The sequence below is a fragment of the uncultured Lacinutrix sp. genome (assembly GCF_947500605.1).
Taxonomy (GTDB): Bacteria; Bacteroidota; Bacteroidia; order Flavobacteriales; family Flavobacteriaceae; genus Lacinutrix.
In genome coordinates, this window is the sequence record NZ_CANMSJ010000004.1 from 45,188 (window position 1) to 63,781 (window position 18,594).

Consider the following 18,594-nt stretch of genomic DNA (forward strand, 5'->3'; position numbering starts at 1 on the left):
TGAATTCATGTAGTGTAACGTAATAAATTTGTATCCAGAACAAGCAAAAGATATAATGGAAAGCTCGACCACGCTTTTTTTTCAAAGCGTGGGAACTTCCTAATAATTTTACAAATAGACTTCAGATCCTTTTTCTTTAAACTCTTTAGATTTCTCTTCCATTCCTTTTGCAATAACCTCGTTATCTACGATATCGTTAAGTGCAGCAAAATCACGAACTTCTTGAGAAATTTTCATTGAGCAGAATTTTGGTCCGCACATAGAGCAAAAATGAGCGATTTTAGCACCAGCGGCAGGCAAAGTTTCATCATGATATTCGAGAGCACGTTCTGGATCTAAGCCTAAATTAAACTGATCTTCCCAACGGAACTCAAACCGCGCCATACTTAATGCATTATCTCTGTGTTGCGAACCTGGATGGCCTTTTGCTAAATCGGCAGCATGCGCAGCCAATTTATACGTCACCACACCAACGCGTACATCTTCTTTATTTGGTAAACCTAAATGCTCTTTTGGTGTTACGTAGCACAACATGGCGCAACCGTACCAACCTATCATTGCGGCTCCAATACCAGAAGTAATATGGTCATAACCCGGAGCAATATCTGTAGTTAATGGGCCTAAAGTGTAAAAAGGAGCTTCGTCGCAAAGTTCTATTTGCTTCTCCATATTTTCTTTAATCATGTGCATTGGCACATGTCCTGGTCCTTCTATAAAACACTGTACTTCGTGCTTGCGTGCAATTTGCGTAAGTTCTCCTAAGGTTTCTAACTCTGCAAATTGTGCTTCGTCATTGGCATCTGCAACAGAACCTGGACGTAGGCCGTCTCCTAAAGAAAAGGCAACATCGTACTGTTTTAAAATTTCGCAAATGTCCTCAAAATGTGTGTATAAAAAACTTTCTTTATGGTGTGCTAAACACCATTTTGCCATAATAGATCCGCCACGAGAAACAATACCAGTAACACGTTTTGCCGTCATTGGCACATAACGCAATAACACACCTGCGTGAATGGTAAAATAATCGACACCTTGTTCGGCTTGCTCTATTAATGTATCACGGAAAATCTCCCATGTTAAGTCTTCGGCAACACCATTTACTTTTTCTAATGCTTGGTAAATTGGTACGGTACCCACTGGCACTGGAGAGTTACGGATAATCCACTCGCGAGTTTCGTGAATATTTTCTCCAGTAGATAAATCCATAATATTATCTGCTCCCCAACGGCAAGCCCACACTGCTTTTTCTACTTCTTCTTCTATTGAAGAGGTAACGGCAGAGTTTCCAATATTCGCATTTATTTTAACTAAGAAGTTTCTACCTAAAATCATAGGTTCGGCTTCTGGGTGGTTAATATTTGAAGGAATTATTGCACGACCTCTCGCAACTTCCGACCTTACAAATTCTGGTGTAATTTTATCTGGAATAGAAGCACCAAAGTGTTCGCCTTTGTGTTGCTTTCTAATCTCTGTCATTTCATCTATTCGTTGGTTTTCTCGAATAGCGATATACTCCATTTCTGGTGTAATTAGTCCTTTTTTTGCGTAATGTAATTGGGTTACATTTTGACCTTTTTTAGCTCTTAGCGGATTCTTTAATAACTTAAAACGCATGTGATCTAAACTAGCATCGTTTAAACGCTCGTTACAATATTCTGAAGAGAATGATGCTAATTCCTCTACATCACCACGTTCTTTAATCCAAGATTCTCGAATTCTTTCGATACCACTATGTACATCTATTGCTTTGTCTGGATCTGTGTAAGGCCCAGAAGTATCGTAAATAGTTACGGGCTCGTTAGGTGTTTTCTTTTTTGTCATTGAGTCTACCGTATCACTCAGTGTAATTTCACGCATAGCAACTTTAATTTGCGGGTGAATTTTTCCGTTGACATAGATTTTCTTAGAATTCGGAAACGGATGTCTTGTAATACCGTTTTGCTTTGGAGCTGTGTCTTTGTTCTTCATTTGATAATTGGTTTCCTTTTAAAATAAAAATCATCCTCCTTGAGTCGATTTTATAATTAAAATATCATCATTATTGTGAAGTAATCGTGAAGACCAATCTGTTTTTTTTACCACAGTATTATTTATAGCAATAGCAATTCCGTTTGTTTGAATTTTTAAATTTTCAACAAACTCTTGTAATGTTACGTGTTCTAAAATGTGGTGGTCTTCTTGGTTTACTTTTATAGTAATCATATTTATAAAATATTACTGTAAACCAAAATGGTAGTATTTCGATGTCTTATCGAACATAACTTTTTCCTACGTTGGTATTAACCAAATCAGGTTCTAAGGATGTTTCTCAAACTAATTTAATAGCTACTCCTAAAGTTTACACCTCAAATATAGAAGATTATTTACGACTTCCATACGCTTTTGAATTTATTTTTGAAATCTCTTTTTTTGGAAAAACATATTTTAACTAAAATCTATTTCTATAAAAATGAAGCAAATTGAAGTCATAAAAAAAAGGGACTCATAATTGTTTTCCAATTACGAATCCCTTTTATTACACACATAACTAGGTGTGCAAGACTATTATAAACTTAATAGTTTAGCAACTCTTCTATCTTAGTTTTTACTTTTTCTATTGAAGGAATCATTGTTTGCTCTAAAGTAGAATTTAATGGTATTGCAGGCATATTTTCACTACCAATAGTCATTACTGGCGCATCTAAATATTTAAAACATTCTTCTTGAATTTTTCCAGATAATGCTCTTGCAAAACTATTGTTTGAAGGCTCCTCTGTTACAACAAGACACTTTCCTGTTTTCTTAACCGATTTCATAATCGTGTCTTCATCTAAAGGATATAAAGTACGTAAATCAATCACTTCTATTTGGTCTTGCATCCCTAATTCTTCTGATGCATTCATTGCCCAATGCACTCCCATTCCGTAAGTAACAATAGTTAATGTCTCTACATTTTCTTGCTTCCAAATTTCTTGTAAAACCCAGGCTTTACCAAAAGGCAATACATAATCTTCGCTCGGCTCAACAGATGTTGCACCTTGCGTTCCTGGTACTTTAGACCAATATAAACCTTTGTGTTCTAAAATTACAACTGGATTAGGATCGTAGTAAGCTGCTTTCATTAAACCTTTTAAATCTGCTCCATTACTTGGATACGCTATTTTAATACCACGAATATTTGTAATTACAGATTCCACTGAAGATGAATGGTAAGGTCCTCCACTTCCATAAGCACCAATTGGCACTCTAAGAATCATAGAAACCGGCCATTTACCATTAGATAAATAACAACTTCTACTGACTTCTGTAAATAACTGATTTAAGCCAGGCCAGATATAATCGGCAAATTGAACCTCAACAATTGGTTTTAATCCAACAGCAGACATACCAACTGTAGAACCGACAATAAAGGCTTCTTGTATTGGTGTATTGAACACACGATCGTCTCCAAATTTTTGTGCTAACGTTGCTGCTTCTCTAAAAACACCACCAAGTCTTCCACCAACATCTTGCCCATAAAGTAAACATTCTTTATGCTTTTTCATCAGTTCTTCTACTGCGAATAAAGCACAATCTACCATAACTACTTTCTCTGCACCTTCTGGTGAACGTGTTCCTTTTTCCTCGGTAATTGGTGTTGGTACAAAATCGTTTGTAAATAAATCTTCAGGTTTTGGATCTTCGGCTAATAATGCTCTTTCAAAATCTGATTGTACTTTCGCTTTCGCGGAATTTTCAATGTCTAAAACGTCTTGTTCTGAAAATCCTGCATCTAGTAATTGTTTTTTAATAACTGGATAAGGATCACGAGAACGTGCCTCTTCTAAATCATCGCGATACCATTCCATTCTTACACCAGAAGTATGGTGATTTAACAACGGTACTTTTGCGTGTACTAAAAATGGTCTACGCTCTGTACGAATGGTTTCTATTACTTTCTCTAATGCTTCGTAACTTTCTGTAAAGTTTGCTCCATCTATTGAGATCGCCTCTAAACCTTTAAATCCAGCTGCATATTCGAAAGCATTTTGCGCTCGCGTTTCTGCTGCATTGGCACTAATATCCCAACCGTTATCTTGTACTAAATATAAGATTGGCATTTGCTTTAATGCTGCCATTTGGAACGCTTCTGCTATTTCTCCTTCGGTTACAGATGCGTCTCCTAAAGAACATACCACGAATGGCAAATCTTTAAGTGTTTTATCGTCTAAACCTTGTAATTCTTTATACTGCATTCCCATAGCAACTCCTGTTGCTGGAATGGTTTGCATTCCTGTTGCCGAGGATTGGTGTGGAATTTTTGGCTTATCGCCATCCTTTAAACTTGGATGCGAATAGTATGTTCTTCCTCCAGAAAATGGATCGTCTTTTTTAGCTAACAATTGCAACATTAAATCGTAAGGCTCTAAACCAAAAGATAATAACATAGCATCGTCTCTGTAATATGGAAATGCATAATCTTGAGGTAATAATTGTAAACCTAAAGCTATTTGAATGGCTTCGTGTCCACGAGATGTTGCATGTACGTATTTTGAAACTTGTTTAAAATTAGCTTCGTATAATTCTGCCATAGCTTTTGCTGTGCAGAGTTTTGAAAATCCTTTTTCTAGTGTTTCTTTTTTCATAATTGTCATTCCTGCGTAGGCAGGAATCTATTTTTTAAATTCTCTAACATTTTGGATTCCTGCCTTCGCAGGAATGACAAAACGTTAGGTCAGTTCGAGTGAAATTGCTTTTTCTGCAATTTTGTATCGAGAACTTTTATTGCTTCTCGATACAATTTGCTCATGCTTCACAAATCACTCGAAGTGACACTATTGCTTATTGCACGGTAATTTCCGCGTTAGTGATTGAACGGTCTGTTTGAGCTCCTTTTTGTTTTTCTCAAAAAGAGCGAGTAGTGAAAGCGCGACCCTTGTGGTAACGCCCAAATGACTCTAAGCTTTAATCATCCATCCAAATTTATCTTCAACCTTTCCTGTTTTTATATCATTTAAGGTGTTATTTACTTCTAAACCAACTGGGCTTTCGTTAGAGACATGAATGGTTTCGCCTTCTAATCCGATTTCTTGAATGTAAGCGATACCAACGGCTGTACCTGTACCGAAGGCCTCTTCTAATGTTTTATTTTTTGATGCTTCTTGAACCTCATCGATTGTGATGGCGCGTTCTATAACCTCGTAACCTTTATCTCTTAAAACGTCGATAACACTCATGCGCGTGATGCCGTCTAATATAGAACCGTCGCGTTTTGGTGTGATGAATTTACCATCTATTTTAAAGAAAATATTCATGGTTCCTACTTCCTGAATATATTTATGTTCTACTGCGTCTAGCCACAATACTTGATCGTAACCTTTTGCTTTTGCTAATTCTGTTGGACGAATGGCTGCTGCGTAATTACCTGCTGCTTTTGCTTCTCCTGTTCCTCCTGCTGCTGCACGTATGTATTGTTTTTCGGCCCACAATTTAATACGATTACTAAAAAATGGTCCTGCTGGAGATGCCATAATTATAAACTTGTAATGGTTTGCTGCACGCATACCAATAAATGGCTCGTCGGCATACATGAATGGTCTTAAGTATAATGCGCTTCCGTCTGTTGGTGGAATCCAACTACGCTCGATATCTACTAATTGTTTTAATCCTTCTACGAATAAGTCTTCTGGAAAATTAGGCATTCCCATTCTATCTGCACTTGTATTTAATCGTGCTGCATTTTTATCTGCTCTAAATAACATTGGGTTTCCATCTGCATCTACGGTTGCTTTCATGCCTTCGAAAATAGCTTGTCCGTAATGTAAAGCCATTGCTGCTGGATGTGTTGGAATCATTCCCATTGGGATTATTCTTGGGTTTACCCATGTGCCATTATCGTAATCACAAATAAACATGTGATCTGTGAATGTTGTGCCTAATGGTATGTTGTTGAAGTCTATGTTTGCGACTTTAGATTCGGTTACTTTTTGTATTGATATGTTGTGGCTCATGTTTTGCTGTCATTCCTGCGTAGGCAGGAATCTATTTAATTTATTATTTCATAGTGGATTCCTGCCTTCGCAGGAATGACAAATGATTTATATTTCTCTATTAGTATCAAATTGTTCGAAATAATCGGCTACTCTTCTTACAAAACTTCCTCCTAAGAATCCGTCTACTACGCGATGATCGAAAGAGAGCGATAAGTACATCATGCTACGAATAGCTATTTCGTCTCCTTTCTCAGTAGTGATAACTTCTGGTCGTTTTTTGATTATTCCTAATGCTAAAATGGCAACTTCTGGTTGATTGATTATTGGTGTTCCCATGACACTACCAAAAGTTCCTACGTTAGAAATTGTGAAGGTGCTGCCTTTTATATCGTCTCCTGCTAGTTTGTTTTCTCTAGCTTTTCCTGCTAGTTCGTTTACGTTACTCGCAATCTCTTTTAAATTTTTAGTATCTGCATTTTTTACTACTGGAACTATTAAATTCCCACTTGGTAATGCTGTTGCCATACCAATATTAATATCTTCTTTTACAATAATGTTATTACCATCTACAGAAGCATTAATGTTTGGAAAATCTTTTACTGCTTTCGCTACAGCTTCTACAAATAATGGTGTGAAGGTTAAACGTTCGCCATACTTTTCTTGAAAGGCAACTTTGTTTGCGTTTCTCCAATTTACCATATTCGTCATGTCTGCTTCTACATAAGCAGTAACGTGAGGCGATGTATGTTTTGAGTACACCATGTGATCTGCAATCATTTGGCGCATTCTGTCCATTTCGATTACTTTCCCTTTGCCTTTATCGAAGTTTAATTGTGGAATTCTATAGGCTGTTGGATCTTTTTCGGCTACTGGTTGTGCGAATTTGTACGGTCGTCCTTCGTCTATATATTGAAACACATCGCTTTTACGAAGTCTGCCTTCGTTTCCTGTTGCAGGAATACGTGCTAACTCTTCAAAACTAATGTGGTGTTCTTTTGCTATTTTTATAATTAATGGCGAAAAGAAGGTGTTACTGTTTGATGTTGAAAATGAAGTTGAAGACGAAACTGCTTGAACTGGTTTTGGTCTTTTTACTTCTTTTTTATTTTTTTGAGGTTCTTCGTTATCGCTTTTAACAACATCCTTCTTGTTTGAAGATTTTACTTCTTCTGAAACTTCAAGAATTGCCATAACTTCACCAACAGGCACAACATCTTTTGCTTGAAACATTGTTTTTACTAAAGTTCCTGCTGCTGGTGCTGGCACTTCGTTATCAACCTTATCTGTTGCTACTTCTAGTATAATATCTCCTTCTTCGAAAGAGTCTCCTTCTGATATTAACCAATTGATAATTGTTCCTTCGGTTATACTTTCGCCCATTTTAGGCATTTTCAATTCAAAATTCTTCAAGCTAGATGTGTTTTTATTTCAAGAAATAAAGGTAAGTTATAATAGAATTTACAATTGTTAAAAACTTAAAAATTAAATCTAATAAGAATTATATTCTTTTATTATAAATAAATAAAGATTATTTTTCTTTTATAACTACATTTGAAGCTATTTAAAACATTATATGCTTTATGCCACATGCTCTTGATAAAATTGACACGCAAATTTTAAACATTCTCCAAACAGATAGTAATAGAACGACAAAAAGTATTGCTAAAGAACTAGGCATGACAACGTCACCTATTTTTGAGCGTATTAAAAAACTAGAAAAAGAAGGTTATATAAAAAAATATGTAGCCGTTTTAGACAATAAGAAAATAGGGTTAAAACTCACCGTATTTATAGGTATCACTTTGCAAGGTCATACTAGAAGCTATTTAGAAAAGTTTGTAAAAGAAATAAACAACTTTCCAGAAGTTGTAGAATGCCACAGAGTGAGTGGGAATTTTGATTATTTATTAAAACTAGTAGTTGAAGATATCGAGGCTTATGAAACGTTTATTATAACTAAACTTACACTACTTCCTTACCTTGGAAATGTACAGAGTTTAATTACGCTCTCTACTGGAAAAGAGACAAATGTGATTGATTTGAGTGGTGTTTTGTAACTACAATCATTGAATTAAAATTCTAGTAAAAAATTTCTCAATACAATTCCGATAAAAAAATCGGAATCACTCTAAGTGACAGCACCTTATTTTTTAAATGTATCGCGAAGTGTTTTATAAACATCATCCTGCATTTTCATATCCTCAGGCACTTCTCTTAACGGTTCTACAGCTTTTAAGCTCTCGTGGCAATCTGTTGGTAGTTGCTGATATAATTGTGTTCCTTTTGTTTTCCAAGCAATCATCTCGTCACTTACCTGCTTAATAACTTTTGCAGGATTACCAACGACTAAACTACGTTTAGGAATTTTGGTTTCTGCTTTTACAAATGCCATTGCTCCTACTATGGATTCGTCACCAATCTCGGCATCGTCCATAATTACTGTGTTCATTCCAATTAAGCAATTTCTACCCAAATTCGCACCATGAATAATAGCACCATGACCAACGTGTGCACTTTCTTTAAGCGTGATAGATTTACCTGGAAACATATGCACAGTACAGTTTTCTTGCACGTTTACACCGTCTTCTAAAATAATTTGTCCCCAATCTCCACGAATGGCTGCTCCTGGACCAATATAACAGTTTTTACCAATAATAACATTTCCTGTTACTGCTGCTAATGGATGTACGAAGCTAGATTCGTGAACAACTGGTGTATAACCTTTAAAACTGTAAATCATAATTTTATTAATAATCATTAAACTGTTAAATACTCATAAAAATGACAAATAAACGTAAGGTTTTGTATATTTAAACCTACTACTCCCAAATAAACATATCAAATTATGAATCACACAACATCATCTTATACTATACAAAAAGAGGACATCCCTCAATTAAAATTTTCTAAAACTGAAATTTTAAATACCGCTAAAAAAAGAAAATTAAGATCCCATTATTTAGAGCGTGCCTCACAACTAGGCAACTTATTAAAAACTAAAGTGAAAATTTATTTTATAGATAGCACTAATAAATTGATAAGTGTAAACACAACTATTTGGGCTGTAACTTCTAATTTTGTTGTTTTAAAACAAGGAATTACAATCCCAAAACATAGTATTATTTACATAGAGTAAATTCAATTTTATTTAAATCCTTTTAGTTTTTCTTTTGTAAAATCTGAAAGCACCAATCTACCACTAGTTTGAGCGCGTTCTGCTAAAAGTGAATCCCAATCGTCTGTGCCTTGCCAGAATACCTTTTTCATTTCTAGCATAGCCTCAGTATTGTAAGTACATAAATGTTCTGCTGTTGTTTTTACAGCTTCATCTAACATTTCTGTGCTTTCATAAACTTGGGTAAACAATCCTTTTTGTTTTGCCCATTCTGCAGGATAAAACGTATTTGCATCTATTGCTATTTGCGACATTGCGCTTAATCCCATTTTACGCTCAATCGCTGGTCCTACTACAAATGGTCCAATACCAATATTTAATTCACTCAGTTTAATAGCTGCGAATTTTGAAGCCATACAATAATCTGTTGATGCAGCTAAACCAACACCACCACCAACAGTTTTTCCTTGAATGCGTCCAATAATAAATTTCGGACATTTACGCATCGCATTAATCACGTTTGCAAAACCAGAAAAGAATACTTTTCCTGTTGCTGCATCGTTGATATTTATTAACTCTTCGAAACTTGCACCAGCACAAAACGTTCTATCTCCTCCACTTTTTAAAACAACCACTTTAATAGCGTCGTTTGTTCCAGCATCTGTAATGCTTTGCGCTAATTTTGCTAATACATCTCCAGGTAACGAGTTATGTGCAGGATGAAAGAATTCTATATATCCTACTTCGTTTTCTATATCTAATTTTACGTATGGTGTGTTCATGTTATTTATTCTTTTGTCATTCCTGTGAAGACAGGAATCTATTTTATATTATAACTTTCTATTGTGGATTCCTGCCTGCGCAGGAATGACAAACTATATTAATCCGAATTGTTCGAAATGATGATTTAAATGTTTTCGTTCTAACAAATACGATTCGTATTTATTCAATTCTCCGAAAACTAAATTCTTTAATTTAGCCTCAGGATTTTCTTTAAAATATTCTAAATACTTTTCGCGTTGTGTTTTAAACTTATCTATAGCTGTAGCTAGATCAGGATGCTTTAATGCGTCTAAAGTATCTTTTTCTAATTGAGGAAATTGAGAGTTTTTTGGAAACTTATCAAAGTTCCATAAACTATTATGGACTTTATCTAAAATCTTTTCTGGCGTTGCTATTTCAAAATCTTGAATCTCTCCTGATGCAATTTTATAAGTGTATTCTAAATGCTCAATCATATGCTGAGGTGTCATAATTCCCCATTTAGGTTTTGCATCTTCTTTTAATACATAAAGACATTCGCTTATTTTATCCTCAGTCATTTCAGTTAAAACTTCTTGCTTTTTCTGAACCATAGTTAAGACTGTTGCGAATGCTACTTTCTCATCGGTATTAGCATCAAAAATTTCGGCATACCATTTTACAATTCCGCTTGGATGTTCCGCTGAAGCGACATCTCTATCTACTTTTTGCTTACAAGTAAGTCTTACATAAATCGTATCGTTGTGATATAATGGTCTTAAAAATCTACATTCTTCTAATCCGTAATTCGCAGAAACTGGTCCCTTGTTAGGGTATACAAATAATCCTGCTGCAGCTGAAATAATGAAATAACCATGTGCAGTTCTTTGTTCAAAAATACTTCCTTCTAAAGATGTAATATCTGTATGCGCATAGAAATGATCCCAAGTTACATTTGCAAAATTGATAATATCTGTATCTGTAAATGTACGTCTATGGGTTTTCATAGACATTCCTGGTTGAATATCTTCCCAATGGTATTTAAATGGATGCATTTCTGCTTCCTTATATTTTGCGTTTTGCTGGTAAATTCCAGTAATTTCTGTAATTGTAGTTGGCGAACCTTGGATTGCTGTACGTTGTAAATAATGTTTTATTCCACGCATTCCTCCCATTTCTTCTCCTCCTCCAGCACGTCCAGGACCTCCATGAACTAAATATGGTAATGGCGAACCATGACCTGTACTTTCTTTAGCCATATCGCGATTAACCACCATAATACGACCGTGATGAGATGCTGCATTAACTACATACTCTTTAGCAATTTTATCGTCATTTGTGGCAATTGAAGATACTAACGACCCTTTACCCATTTGAGCTAATAGAATAGCTTCATCTAAGTTTTTATAAGGCATAATGGTACTTACTGGACCAAAGGCTTCACGTTCGTGAATTATTGTATTTTCAAAAGGATGATCAGAACGTAATAAAATCGGGCTAATAAAAGCGCCTTTTTTAGCATCTGCTCCAATGGTGTTTATTTCATCTAAACTTCCATAAACGATTTGTGCTTCTTTAGATAAATCATTTACTGAGTCTCTAACTGCTTGCACTTGTTGATGACTTACCAAAGATCCCATTCTAACTTCTTTCAATCTTGGATCTCCAATAGTTACTTTGTCTAAAGCTTTTGATAATGCCGTTTGCACATCTTCTACTAAATTTTGCGGAACAATAATTCTACGTATTGCAGTACATTTTTGTCCAGCTTTAACCGTCATTTCTTTTCTTACTTCTTTAATAAACAAGTCGAATTCTGGTGTTCCAGGAACGGCATCTTCTCCTAAGATGGATGCGTTTAAAGAATCGGCTTCCATTGTAAATGGCACAGATTCTTGTATTAATTGTGGATGTGCTTTTAGTAAGCGTCCTACTTTTGCTGAACCGGTAAATGTTACTACATCTTGAGACTCTACAGTGTCAAGAATTGTTTTTACGGTTCCGTTTATAATTTGTAGTGCACCTTCTGGTAAAATACCGGAAGCGATTATTTCTTTTGCTACAGCTTCAGCTAAATAAGAAGTGGAAGGTGCTGGTAAAACTACAGCAGGCACTCCAGCCATCCAGTTTACTGCACATTTTTCTAACATTCCCCAAACTGGGAAATTGAATGCATTAATATGTACTGCTACTCCTTTTTTAGGCACCATGATATGATGCGCCATAAAACGTCCGCCACGAGATAAATCGATAGCATCACCTTCTACGTGATATGGTTGATTTGGGAATAGTTTACGTAATGAAGCATTAGCGAATAAATTCCCAAAACCACCTTCGATGTCTATCCAACTATCTACTTTGGTTGCTCCAGTTCTATAACTTAATTCGTAAAATGAATTTTTCCTTTTCGTAAGATATAATGCTAAACTTTTAAGCATGTTACCACGTTCTTGGAAAGTCATTTTACGAAGGACTTCTCCTCCTTTTGTTCTTCCGTAGTTTAGAATTTCTGGTACGTCTAAACCCTCAATAGCGATGCTAGTAAAAGCTTCGCCAGTAACTGCATCTAGAATTGGTGTACCTTCTTCTTTACCTGTTGTCCATTGTCCTTGAACGTAATGCTGTATTTTATTCATCATTTTTACTTTATAGTGGATTCCTGCCTGCGCAGGAATGACAAAACTTTATTTTTTACTACAACTAAGAATTATCATTAACCTTAGCAGCTAAGTGCGTTAGGGATTGAGGCATTTGTTGAAGCTCTTTTTTGTTTTTCTCAAAAAAAGCGACTGCCGAAAGCCTGACCTTTAGGTAACGCCCAAATTATTTTACTTACTTACATTTTCAATAATTGCTGCATAACCTTGACCAACACCAATACACATAGTAATCAACGCATAACGCTTGTTGGTTTCTTGCAACTCTAAAGCTGCTGAAAAAGCGACTCTTGCACCTGTTACACCAAGCGGATGACCAATAGCAATTGCTCCTCCATTTGGATTTATTCTTGGATCGTTATCGGCTAATCCCCAAGCGCGAATACAAGCCAAAGCTTGTGCAGCAAAGGCTTCGTTAAGCTCGATAATATCCATATCGTCCATTGTTAAACCTGCTTTTGCCAATGCTTTATTTGAAGCTTGCACTGGTCCAATACCCATAATTCTTGGCTCGACACCAACCACTGCAGAACTTACTATGCGTGCTAATGGTTTTAAATTGTATTTTTTTACTGCGTCTTCACTTGCTATAATTGTTGCTGCTGCTCCATCGTTTAACCCTGAAGAGTTTCCGGCTGTTACGCTTCCGCCTTCTTTTTTAAAGGCTGCTCTTAGTTTTCCTAAAACTTCTAAAGATGATGTTGGTTTTATAAACTCGTCTTTTGAAAATTGTATTGGATCTTTTTTACGTTGTGGAATTTCTACAGTAACAATTTCTTTTGCTAATCTTCCGTTCTCTTGTGCCTTGGTTGCTTTTTGCTGACTCCAAAGTGCGAACTTATCTTGATCTTCTCTTGATATATTATATTTTTCTACAAGATTTTCGGCAGTGTTCCCCATCCCATCTGTTCCATACATTTGCTGCATTTTAGGATTGATAAAACGCCATCCAAAAGTAGAATCATACATTTTAGAATCGCCTCCAAATGCTGATGATGGTTTTGCCATAACGTATGGTCCACGCGTCATGTTCTCGACTCCTCCAGAAATAAAGACGTCTCCATCTCCTGCTTTTATGGCACGATTTGCATGAATTATTGCTGATAATCCAGAGCTACATAAACGGTTTACTGTTTCTCCTGGTACTGTGAATGGCAATCCTGCTAATAGTGATGACATTCTCGCAACGTTACGATTGTCTTCTCCTGCTTGATTGGCGCAACCCATAATAACATCGTCGTAAGCTTCCTTTGGAATACTTGGGTTTCGTTTTACGATTTCTGAAATTACTAATGCTCCTAAATCGTCTGTTCTTACAGCAGATAATGTGCCTTTGTAGTTTCCTATTGGTGTTCTAATACCGTCTATTATGTATGCTTCTTTCATAATTATTTTAATTTAGCAGAAAACGCTGCTTTTTGAATCAAATCTAAATACTTATTCTCTTTATTTTTTTCAAAATAAGAAGTAATCATAATTGAAGATTCTTCATCATTTTCTTTACAATAAATGAACATGATATATACTTCTCCTTCTCTCTCTAAGCTACTTTTAATAAAAAGCATCTTTTTACCATCTTCATGAGTCACTTCTCCTTTATCTAGTATTGTCATACCAGCTTTTGCCTTCTGATTTTCTAAATCTTTTTTCATATCCTCATAAGAAGAAGGCACAACCATACCTATAATAGCAGATTTTTGATCTTCAGTTAAATATGAATTTCCTTGAGCTATTGAATAGACTTTTTCGTCTATTTCCATATCAATATTAGACTTATACATCATAGATAAAGCCTGCTCTAACTTTTCATCATCAGCTTTTGAAGTATCATCCTGCTGTGAAAACCCAAATGCAAAAAAACATAGTGCAATTAATAGTATACTCTTTTTCATCATTTTCTTGTTTTTTTAGTTATTTATTCACGAACCACTACTTCACTCTCTATTTGAAGTAATTATTCCCATTTTTTTTGAGTACGATAAGCCACACCTTTAAAAAGCGCAACCATTTCATCTCCTCTTTTTACTTCAATAATATTAAAGCCTAATCTGTTTTTTACAGTTTCTATTATCGATTCTGCAACTATATAATCGCCTTCGTTTAATGCTTCGATGTGATTAATACTTGTTTCGATAGAAACTGCGTATTTACCATGTGTGTTTGCTGCAAATCCGAAAGCGGTATCTGCTAATGAATAACTAATTCCACCATGTGCTTTGTTCATGCTGTTTAGCATTTCTTTTCTAATGGTCATTCCGACTTTACATCGTCCGATTTCGCATTCTAGAATTTCTATTCCTAACCAAGTGCTGTAAGCATCTTGAGATAGCATTTTATATGGAATTTGTTCGCCTTTCATGTTCTGTTTTATCATTGAGAGAACGAAGTGTGTAGTAATCTCATTATAAGATTCTTCGCTTCGCTCTGAATGACACTCTAATTAAAAAATGTTTTATTTTCTCTGTTCATTTTACGTAATAATGGACTACATCTGTATCTATCTTCGTGGTATTCGTTATACAATGCATCTAATTTTGACACACACCAATCGATTCCTTTTTCGTCTGCCCAAGCCAATAATCCTTTAGGATAATTTACACCTTTAGTCATTGCTACATCAATATCCTCTGCTGAAGCGATGTTTAAAAACAATGCATCTGCTGCTTCATTGATTAACATTACTAGAACTCTATCGAATATTTGGTTTGCTAATTTTTGAGATTCTTCGCTATCGCTCTGAATGACATTTGAGTCTTCTATTTTCTTGCCGTTTGCATTGTAATCATAAAATCCTTTTCCAGATTTACGACCTAAATAGCCTGCTTCTGAAAAACGTTTTTGAGTAAATGATGGCTTGTATCTTGGATCGAAATAGAATGCTGTAAAAACAGTTTCGGTTACTGTATAATTAACATCGTTTCCTATGAAATCCATAAGTTCGAATGCTCCCATTCTAAAATGGCCTAAAGACTTTAAACTATTATCAATGGTCGCAAAATCTGCTAATCCTTCTTCGTAAATTCTTAGTGACTCTCCGTAAAATGGTCTTGCCACTCTATTTACTATAAATCCTGGAGTATCTTTAGCGACTGCTACTACTTTTTTCCAATCCTTAATAGTTTCTATTGCTTTTTCAAGCACTTCTTTTGATGTTTGAATAGCTGGAATAACCTCAACCAGTTTCATTAAAGGTGCTGGATTAAAAAAGTGAATCCCTACACAACGTTCTGGTTTATTAAGTGATGCTGCAATAGATGCTATAGATAAACTTGATGTGTTTGATGCTATAATACAATCGTCTGCAACATAGCTTTCTAATTCTGAAAACACTTTTTTCTTGATGTCAAGGTTTTCAATAATAGCCTCAATAGTTAGGTTTGAATCTGCTAAATCTTTTAGATTGTTTACATAAGATATGTTTGCTTGAATTCTATCTTTTTCAGAAATATCAATTCTTCCTTTTTCTATTAAACGCAATAATATTTTTTCGAGACTTGCCTTTGCTTTATCCAAAGCAGCTTGATTAGTATCGTATAATTTTACTTTACAACCAGAAGTTGCAGCAACTTGTGCGATGCCACTTCCCATTGTTCCTCCTCCTATGATTCCTACGTTCATATATTTTCTTTTATTGTAGATTCCGCATCAAGTGCGGAATGACATTAACTTATATTTGGTTAGATTCTTCGCTGTGCTCTGAATGACAAACTAATGTTCTCGATACAAAATTGCTGAAAAAGCAATTTCACTCGAACTGACAACTTTTAGTTTCCTTTAAAGTTTGGTTTACGTTTTTCTATAAATGCCGCAACACCTTCTGCATAGTCATTACTTTGTGCTGCTTCTATTTGTAATTTAGATTCTAAAGCCAATTGCGATTCTAAATCATTTGTCATTGATTTGTTGAACAATTCTTTAATCATACCAAGAGCTTTGGTTGGCATATTTGCCATTTTTAAAGCTAGTTTATTTACGTCTTCTTCAAAACTTTCTAAAGGAATCATTTTATAAATCATTCCCATTTTTTCAGCTTCTTCAGCTCCAATTTTATCACCTAACATCGCTAATGCTAATGCTTTTTGAAACCCGATTAATCTTGGTAAAAAGAAAGTCCCAGCACTATCTGGAACTAAACCGATTAAACTAAATGCCTGAATAAAACTTACTTTTTCATGCGCTACAACAACATCACAAGCCAAAGCAATGTTTGCTCCTGCTCCTGCTGCTACTCCATTAATAGCTCCAATAATTGGTTTTTTAATAGAACGAATTCTTGTAATTATTGGATTGTAATGCTCTTCTAGTATTTTTTTAAATCCTGGATTTAAATCTGGATCTGTAACTTCTTTTAAATCTTGACCTGCACAAAAAGCTTTTCCGTTTCCGGTAAGAACAATTGCTCTCACTTCTTCATTTTTTTCACAAGCATCTAATGTGTCATGTAATAAAAATGCCATTTCACGATTAAAACTATTGAATACCTCTGGTCTGTTTAGCGTGATGTATGCTACTTTGTTTTCTATTTTTAAAAGAATTGAATTATTACTCATACCTTATTTTATTATTTCTGGATTCCGCATCGGGTGCGGAATGACAAATTCTTCAATTTATAACCTCACTACTATTTTGTGAGATTCTTCGCTTCGCTATGAATGACAATCTAATTATGAGATTGCTTCGTTCCTCGCAATGACGATCATTTGAGGCATTTAAAATAGTCAAACGGTTCTTGGCAATCGTCACATTGAAATTGTGCTTTACATGCTGTTGAGCCAAACTGACTTACTAATCTTGTGTTTGTAGAACCACAATTGGTACACTTTACCAAACGTTTGCCTTCTAACAAAACACTAATATCTGCTTCTGCACTTAAAGGTGCTGCAATACCATAATCTTCTAAAGCTTTTCTACCTCTTGGTGTAATCCAATCGGTTGTCCAAGCTGGAGCTAGAATTAATTCTATTTCAGACTTGTATCCTTCTGCTTTTAATGCAGCTTTAATATCGTCTCCAATAACATCCATTGCTGGACAACCGCTATAAGTTGGTGTTATTTGAACTTTTACAATATCATTTTCTATAACAGCTGTACGAACAACTCCCATATCCATTATTGACAATACCGGAATTTCAGGATCTGAAACTTGTTCCAGAATTGGAATTAAGATTTGGTCTATATTTTGTTCTGTTGTTGTCATATTTTATTTTGAGATTCTTCGCTTAGCTCTGAATGACATTCTATTTTATTGCTTCTCCATACAATTCCGATAAAAAATCGGAATTACTCAAAGTGACATTTTTTTCAATTTATGAGATTCCTGATTTCGTAGAAATTGATTACCACTCCATATTTGGGTAAGCTCTTTGCATATATTGTAAATCGCTTAATAAATATCCTAAATGCTCTGTATGAATTCCTTTTTTACCTCCTTTTTGGAACCATTTAGATTCTGGGATTTGTAAAGTAGATTCTTCTAAAACAGCATTTACTTTATTGTAGTATGCCTCTTTTAATTTAGTAACATCTACGCCTATTACTTCTGAAACCATTGCTATGTCTGCTTCTGTCTGATGAAACAACTCGTCTGTGTACGTCCATAATCCATCTATAGCATCTTGCATTTTTTGATGACTTACTTCTGTTCCATCACCTAAACGTTTTATCCAATCTGAAGAAAAACGCAAATGATAACTTACTTCTTTTATCGATTTGTTTGCTATTGCAGACAATGTTAAATCTTTACTTTTTTGTAATTCTTGTAAAAAAAGTAAATGGTATACATCGAATAAAAACTGACGTGCCATTGTATATGCAAAATTTGTATTTGGTTGTTCTACCAATAATACATTTACATATTCTCTTTCTTTACGAAGCATTGCAATATCATCTTCGGTTCTATTATCTCCTGCAATTTTAGCAGCATATTGGTAATAGCTTCTTACTTGCCCGAATAAATCTAAAGACATATTTGTACATGCAATATCTGTTTCTAGACTTGGTCCATGACCTGTTAATTCCCCTAATCTTTGTCCAAGAATTAGTGAATTATCTGCGATACCTAGAATGTATTTGTATAAGTTTTCGTTTTTCATCTTAAGTGCCCACGAAAGTGGGTATCTATTTAATTACT

General features: G+C 35.0%; 17 protein-coding genes and 1 riboswitch. Of the genes, 2 read left to right on the forward strand and 15 right to left on the reverse strand.

The window, feature by feature from the left end; translation table 11 throughout:
* Positions 1 to 108: 108 nt before the first annotated feature.
* From thiC to Q0935_RS07320, 5 genes are all read right to left on the reverse strand, one after another.
* Positions 109 to 1,968: a phosphomethylpyrimidine synthase ThiC gene (gene thiC, locus Q0935_RS07300; protein ID WP_299383986.1), complete on the reverse strand. Its 1,860-nt coding sequence runs from the start codon at positions 1,966 to 1,968 to the stop codon at positions 109 to 111.
* A gap of 30 nt (positions 1,969 to 1,998) precedes the next feature.
* Positions 1,999 to 2,202, reverse strand: a complete 204-nt coding sequence (gene thiS, locus Q0935_RS07305) for a sulfur carrier protein ThiS (RefSeq protein ID WP_299383990.1) — start codon at positions 2,200 to 2,202, stop codon at positions 1,999 to 2,001.
* 46 nt (positions 2,203 to 2,248) lie between these two features.
* Positions 2,249 to 2,343: riboswitch (TPP riboswitch) on the reverse strand.
* Between the two features lie 209 nt (positions 2,344 to 2,552).
* Positions 2,553 to 4,604: a thiamine pyrophosphate-dependent enzyme gene (locus Q0935_RS07310; protein WP_299383992.1), complete on the reverse strand. Its 2,052-nt coding sequence runs from the start codon at positions 4,602 to 4,604 to the stop codon at positions 2,553 to 2,555.
* A gap of 312 nt (positions 4,605 to 4,916) precedes the next feature.
* Entirely contained in the window at positions 4,917 to 5,969 is a 1,053-nt protein-coding gene (locus tag Q0935_RS07315; RefSeq protein WP_299383995.1) for a branched-chain amino acid aminotransferase, read from the reverse strand.
* A gap of 87 nt (positions 5,970 to 6,056) precedes the next feature.
* A complete protein-coding gene (locus Q0935_RS07320) occupies positions 6,057 to 7,340 on the reverse strand; it encodes a dihydrolipoamide acetyltransferase family protein (RefSeq protein WP_299384642.1) in 1,284 nt (427 codons plus the stop codon).
* 191 nt (positions 7,341 to 7,531) lie between these two features.
* Here Q0935_RS07320 and Q0935_RS07325 point away from each other — a divergent pair, with 191 nt between their 5' ends.
* A complete protein-coding gene (locus Q0935_RS07325; protein WP_100998274.1) occupies positions 7,532 to 8,008 on the forward strand; it encodes an Lrp/AsnC family transcriptional regulator in 477 nt (158 codons plus the stop codon).
* A gap of 86 nt (positions 8,009 to 8,094) precedes the next feature.
* Here Q0935_RS07325 and Q0935_RS07330 read toward each other — a convergent pair whose 3' ends face one another.
* Positions 8,095 to 8,691, reverse strand: a complete 597-nt coding sequence (locus Q0935_RS07330) for a transferase hexapeptide repeat family protein (RefSeq protein ID WP_299384645.1) — start codon at positions 8,689 to 8,691, stop codon at positions 8,095 to 8,097.
* Between the two features lie 105 nt (positions 8,692 to 8,796).
* Here Q0935_RS07330 and Q0935_RS07335 point away from each other — a divergent pair, with 105 nt between their 5' ends.
* Positions 8,797 to 9,087 carry a hypothetical protein gene (locus Q0935_RS07335; RefSeq protein ID WP_299251061.1) on the forward strand — a complete coding sequence of 97 codons (291 nt, stop codon included), beginning with the start codon at positions 8,797 to 8,799 and terminating at the stop codon, positions 9,085 to 9,087.
* Between the two features lie 8 nt (positions 9,088 to 9,095).
* On the opposite strand, the gene Q0935_RS07340 is transcribed toward Q0935_RS07335, so the two are convergent.
* The 9 genes from Q0935_RS07340 to paaC form a co-directional block, all read right to left on the reverse strand.
* On the reverse strand, positions 9,096 to 9,848 hold the full coding sequence (locus tag Q0935_RS07340) for an enoyl-CoA hydratase/isomerase family protein (protein WP_299383998.1): 753 nt from the start codon (positions 9,846 to 9,848) through the stop codon (positions 9,096 to 9,098).
* Positions 9,849 to 9,941: 93 nt separating this feature from the next.
* Positions 9,942 to 12,443, reverse strand: coding sequence for a phenylacetic acid degradation bifunctional protein PaaZ (gene paaZ / locus Q0935_RS07345; protein ID WP_299384648.1), 2,502 nt, complete (start codon positions 12,441 to 12,443; stop codon positions 9,942 to 9,944).
* Positions 12,444 to 12,635: 192 nt separating this feature from the next.
* Positions 12,636 to 13,850 (reverse strand): 3-oxoadipyl-CoA thiolase, encoded by a 1,215-nt coding sequence (gene pcaF, locus Q0935_RS07350; RefSeq protein ID WP_299251057.1) that lies wholly within the window; start codon positions 13,848 to 13,850, stop codon positions 12,636 to 12,638.
* 2 nt (positions 13,851 to 13,852) lie between these two features.
* Positions 13,853 to 14,359: a hypothetical protein gene (locus Q0935_RS07355; RefSeq protein ID WP_299251055.1), complete on the reverse strand. Its 507-nt coding sequence runs from the start codon at positions 14,357 to 14,359 to the stop codon at positions 13,853 to 13,855.
* Positions 14,360 to 14,418: 59 nt separating this feature from the next.
* Entirely contained in the window at positions 14,419 to 14,823 is a 405-nt protein-coding gene (locus Q0935_RS07360; RefSeq protein ID WP_299384651.1) for a PaaI family thioesterase, read from the reverse strand.
* 77 nt (positions 14,824 to 14,900) lie between these two features.
* Positions 14,901 to 16,082 (reverse strand): 3-hydroxyacyl-CoA dehydrogenase NAD-binding domain-containing protein, encoded by a 1,182-nt coding sequence (locus Q0935_RS07365; protein ID WP_299384002.1) that lies wholly within the window; start codon positions 16,080 to 16,082, stop codon positions 14,901 to 14,903.
* 146 nt (positions 16,083 to 16,228) lie between these two features.
* The gene (locus Q0935_RS07370) at positions 16,229 to 17,014 is read right to left on the reverse strand and encodes an enoyl-CoA hydratase-related protein (protein WP_299251050.1); all 786 of its coding nucleotides are present in this window, start codon (positions 17,012 to 17,014) and stop codon (positions 16,229 to 16,231) included.
* A 146-nt stretch (positions 17,015 to 17,160) separates the two neighbouring features.
* A complete protein-coding gene (gene paaD, locus Q0935_RS07375; protein ID WP_299384005.1) occupies positions 17,161 to 17,661 on the reverse strand; it encodes a 1,2-phenylacetyl-CoA epoxidase subunit PaaD in 501 nt (166 codons plus the stop codon).
* Between the two features lie 139 nt (positions 17,662 to 17,800).
* Entirely contained in the window at positions 17,801 to 18,556 is a 756-nt protein-coding gene (paaC, locus tag Q0935_RS07380; RefSeq protein ID WP_367275017.1) for a 1,2-phenylacetyl-CoA epoxidase subunit PaaC, read from the reverse strand.
* Positions 18,557 to 18,594 lie beyond the last annotated feature (38 nt).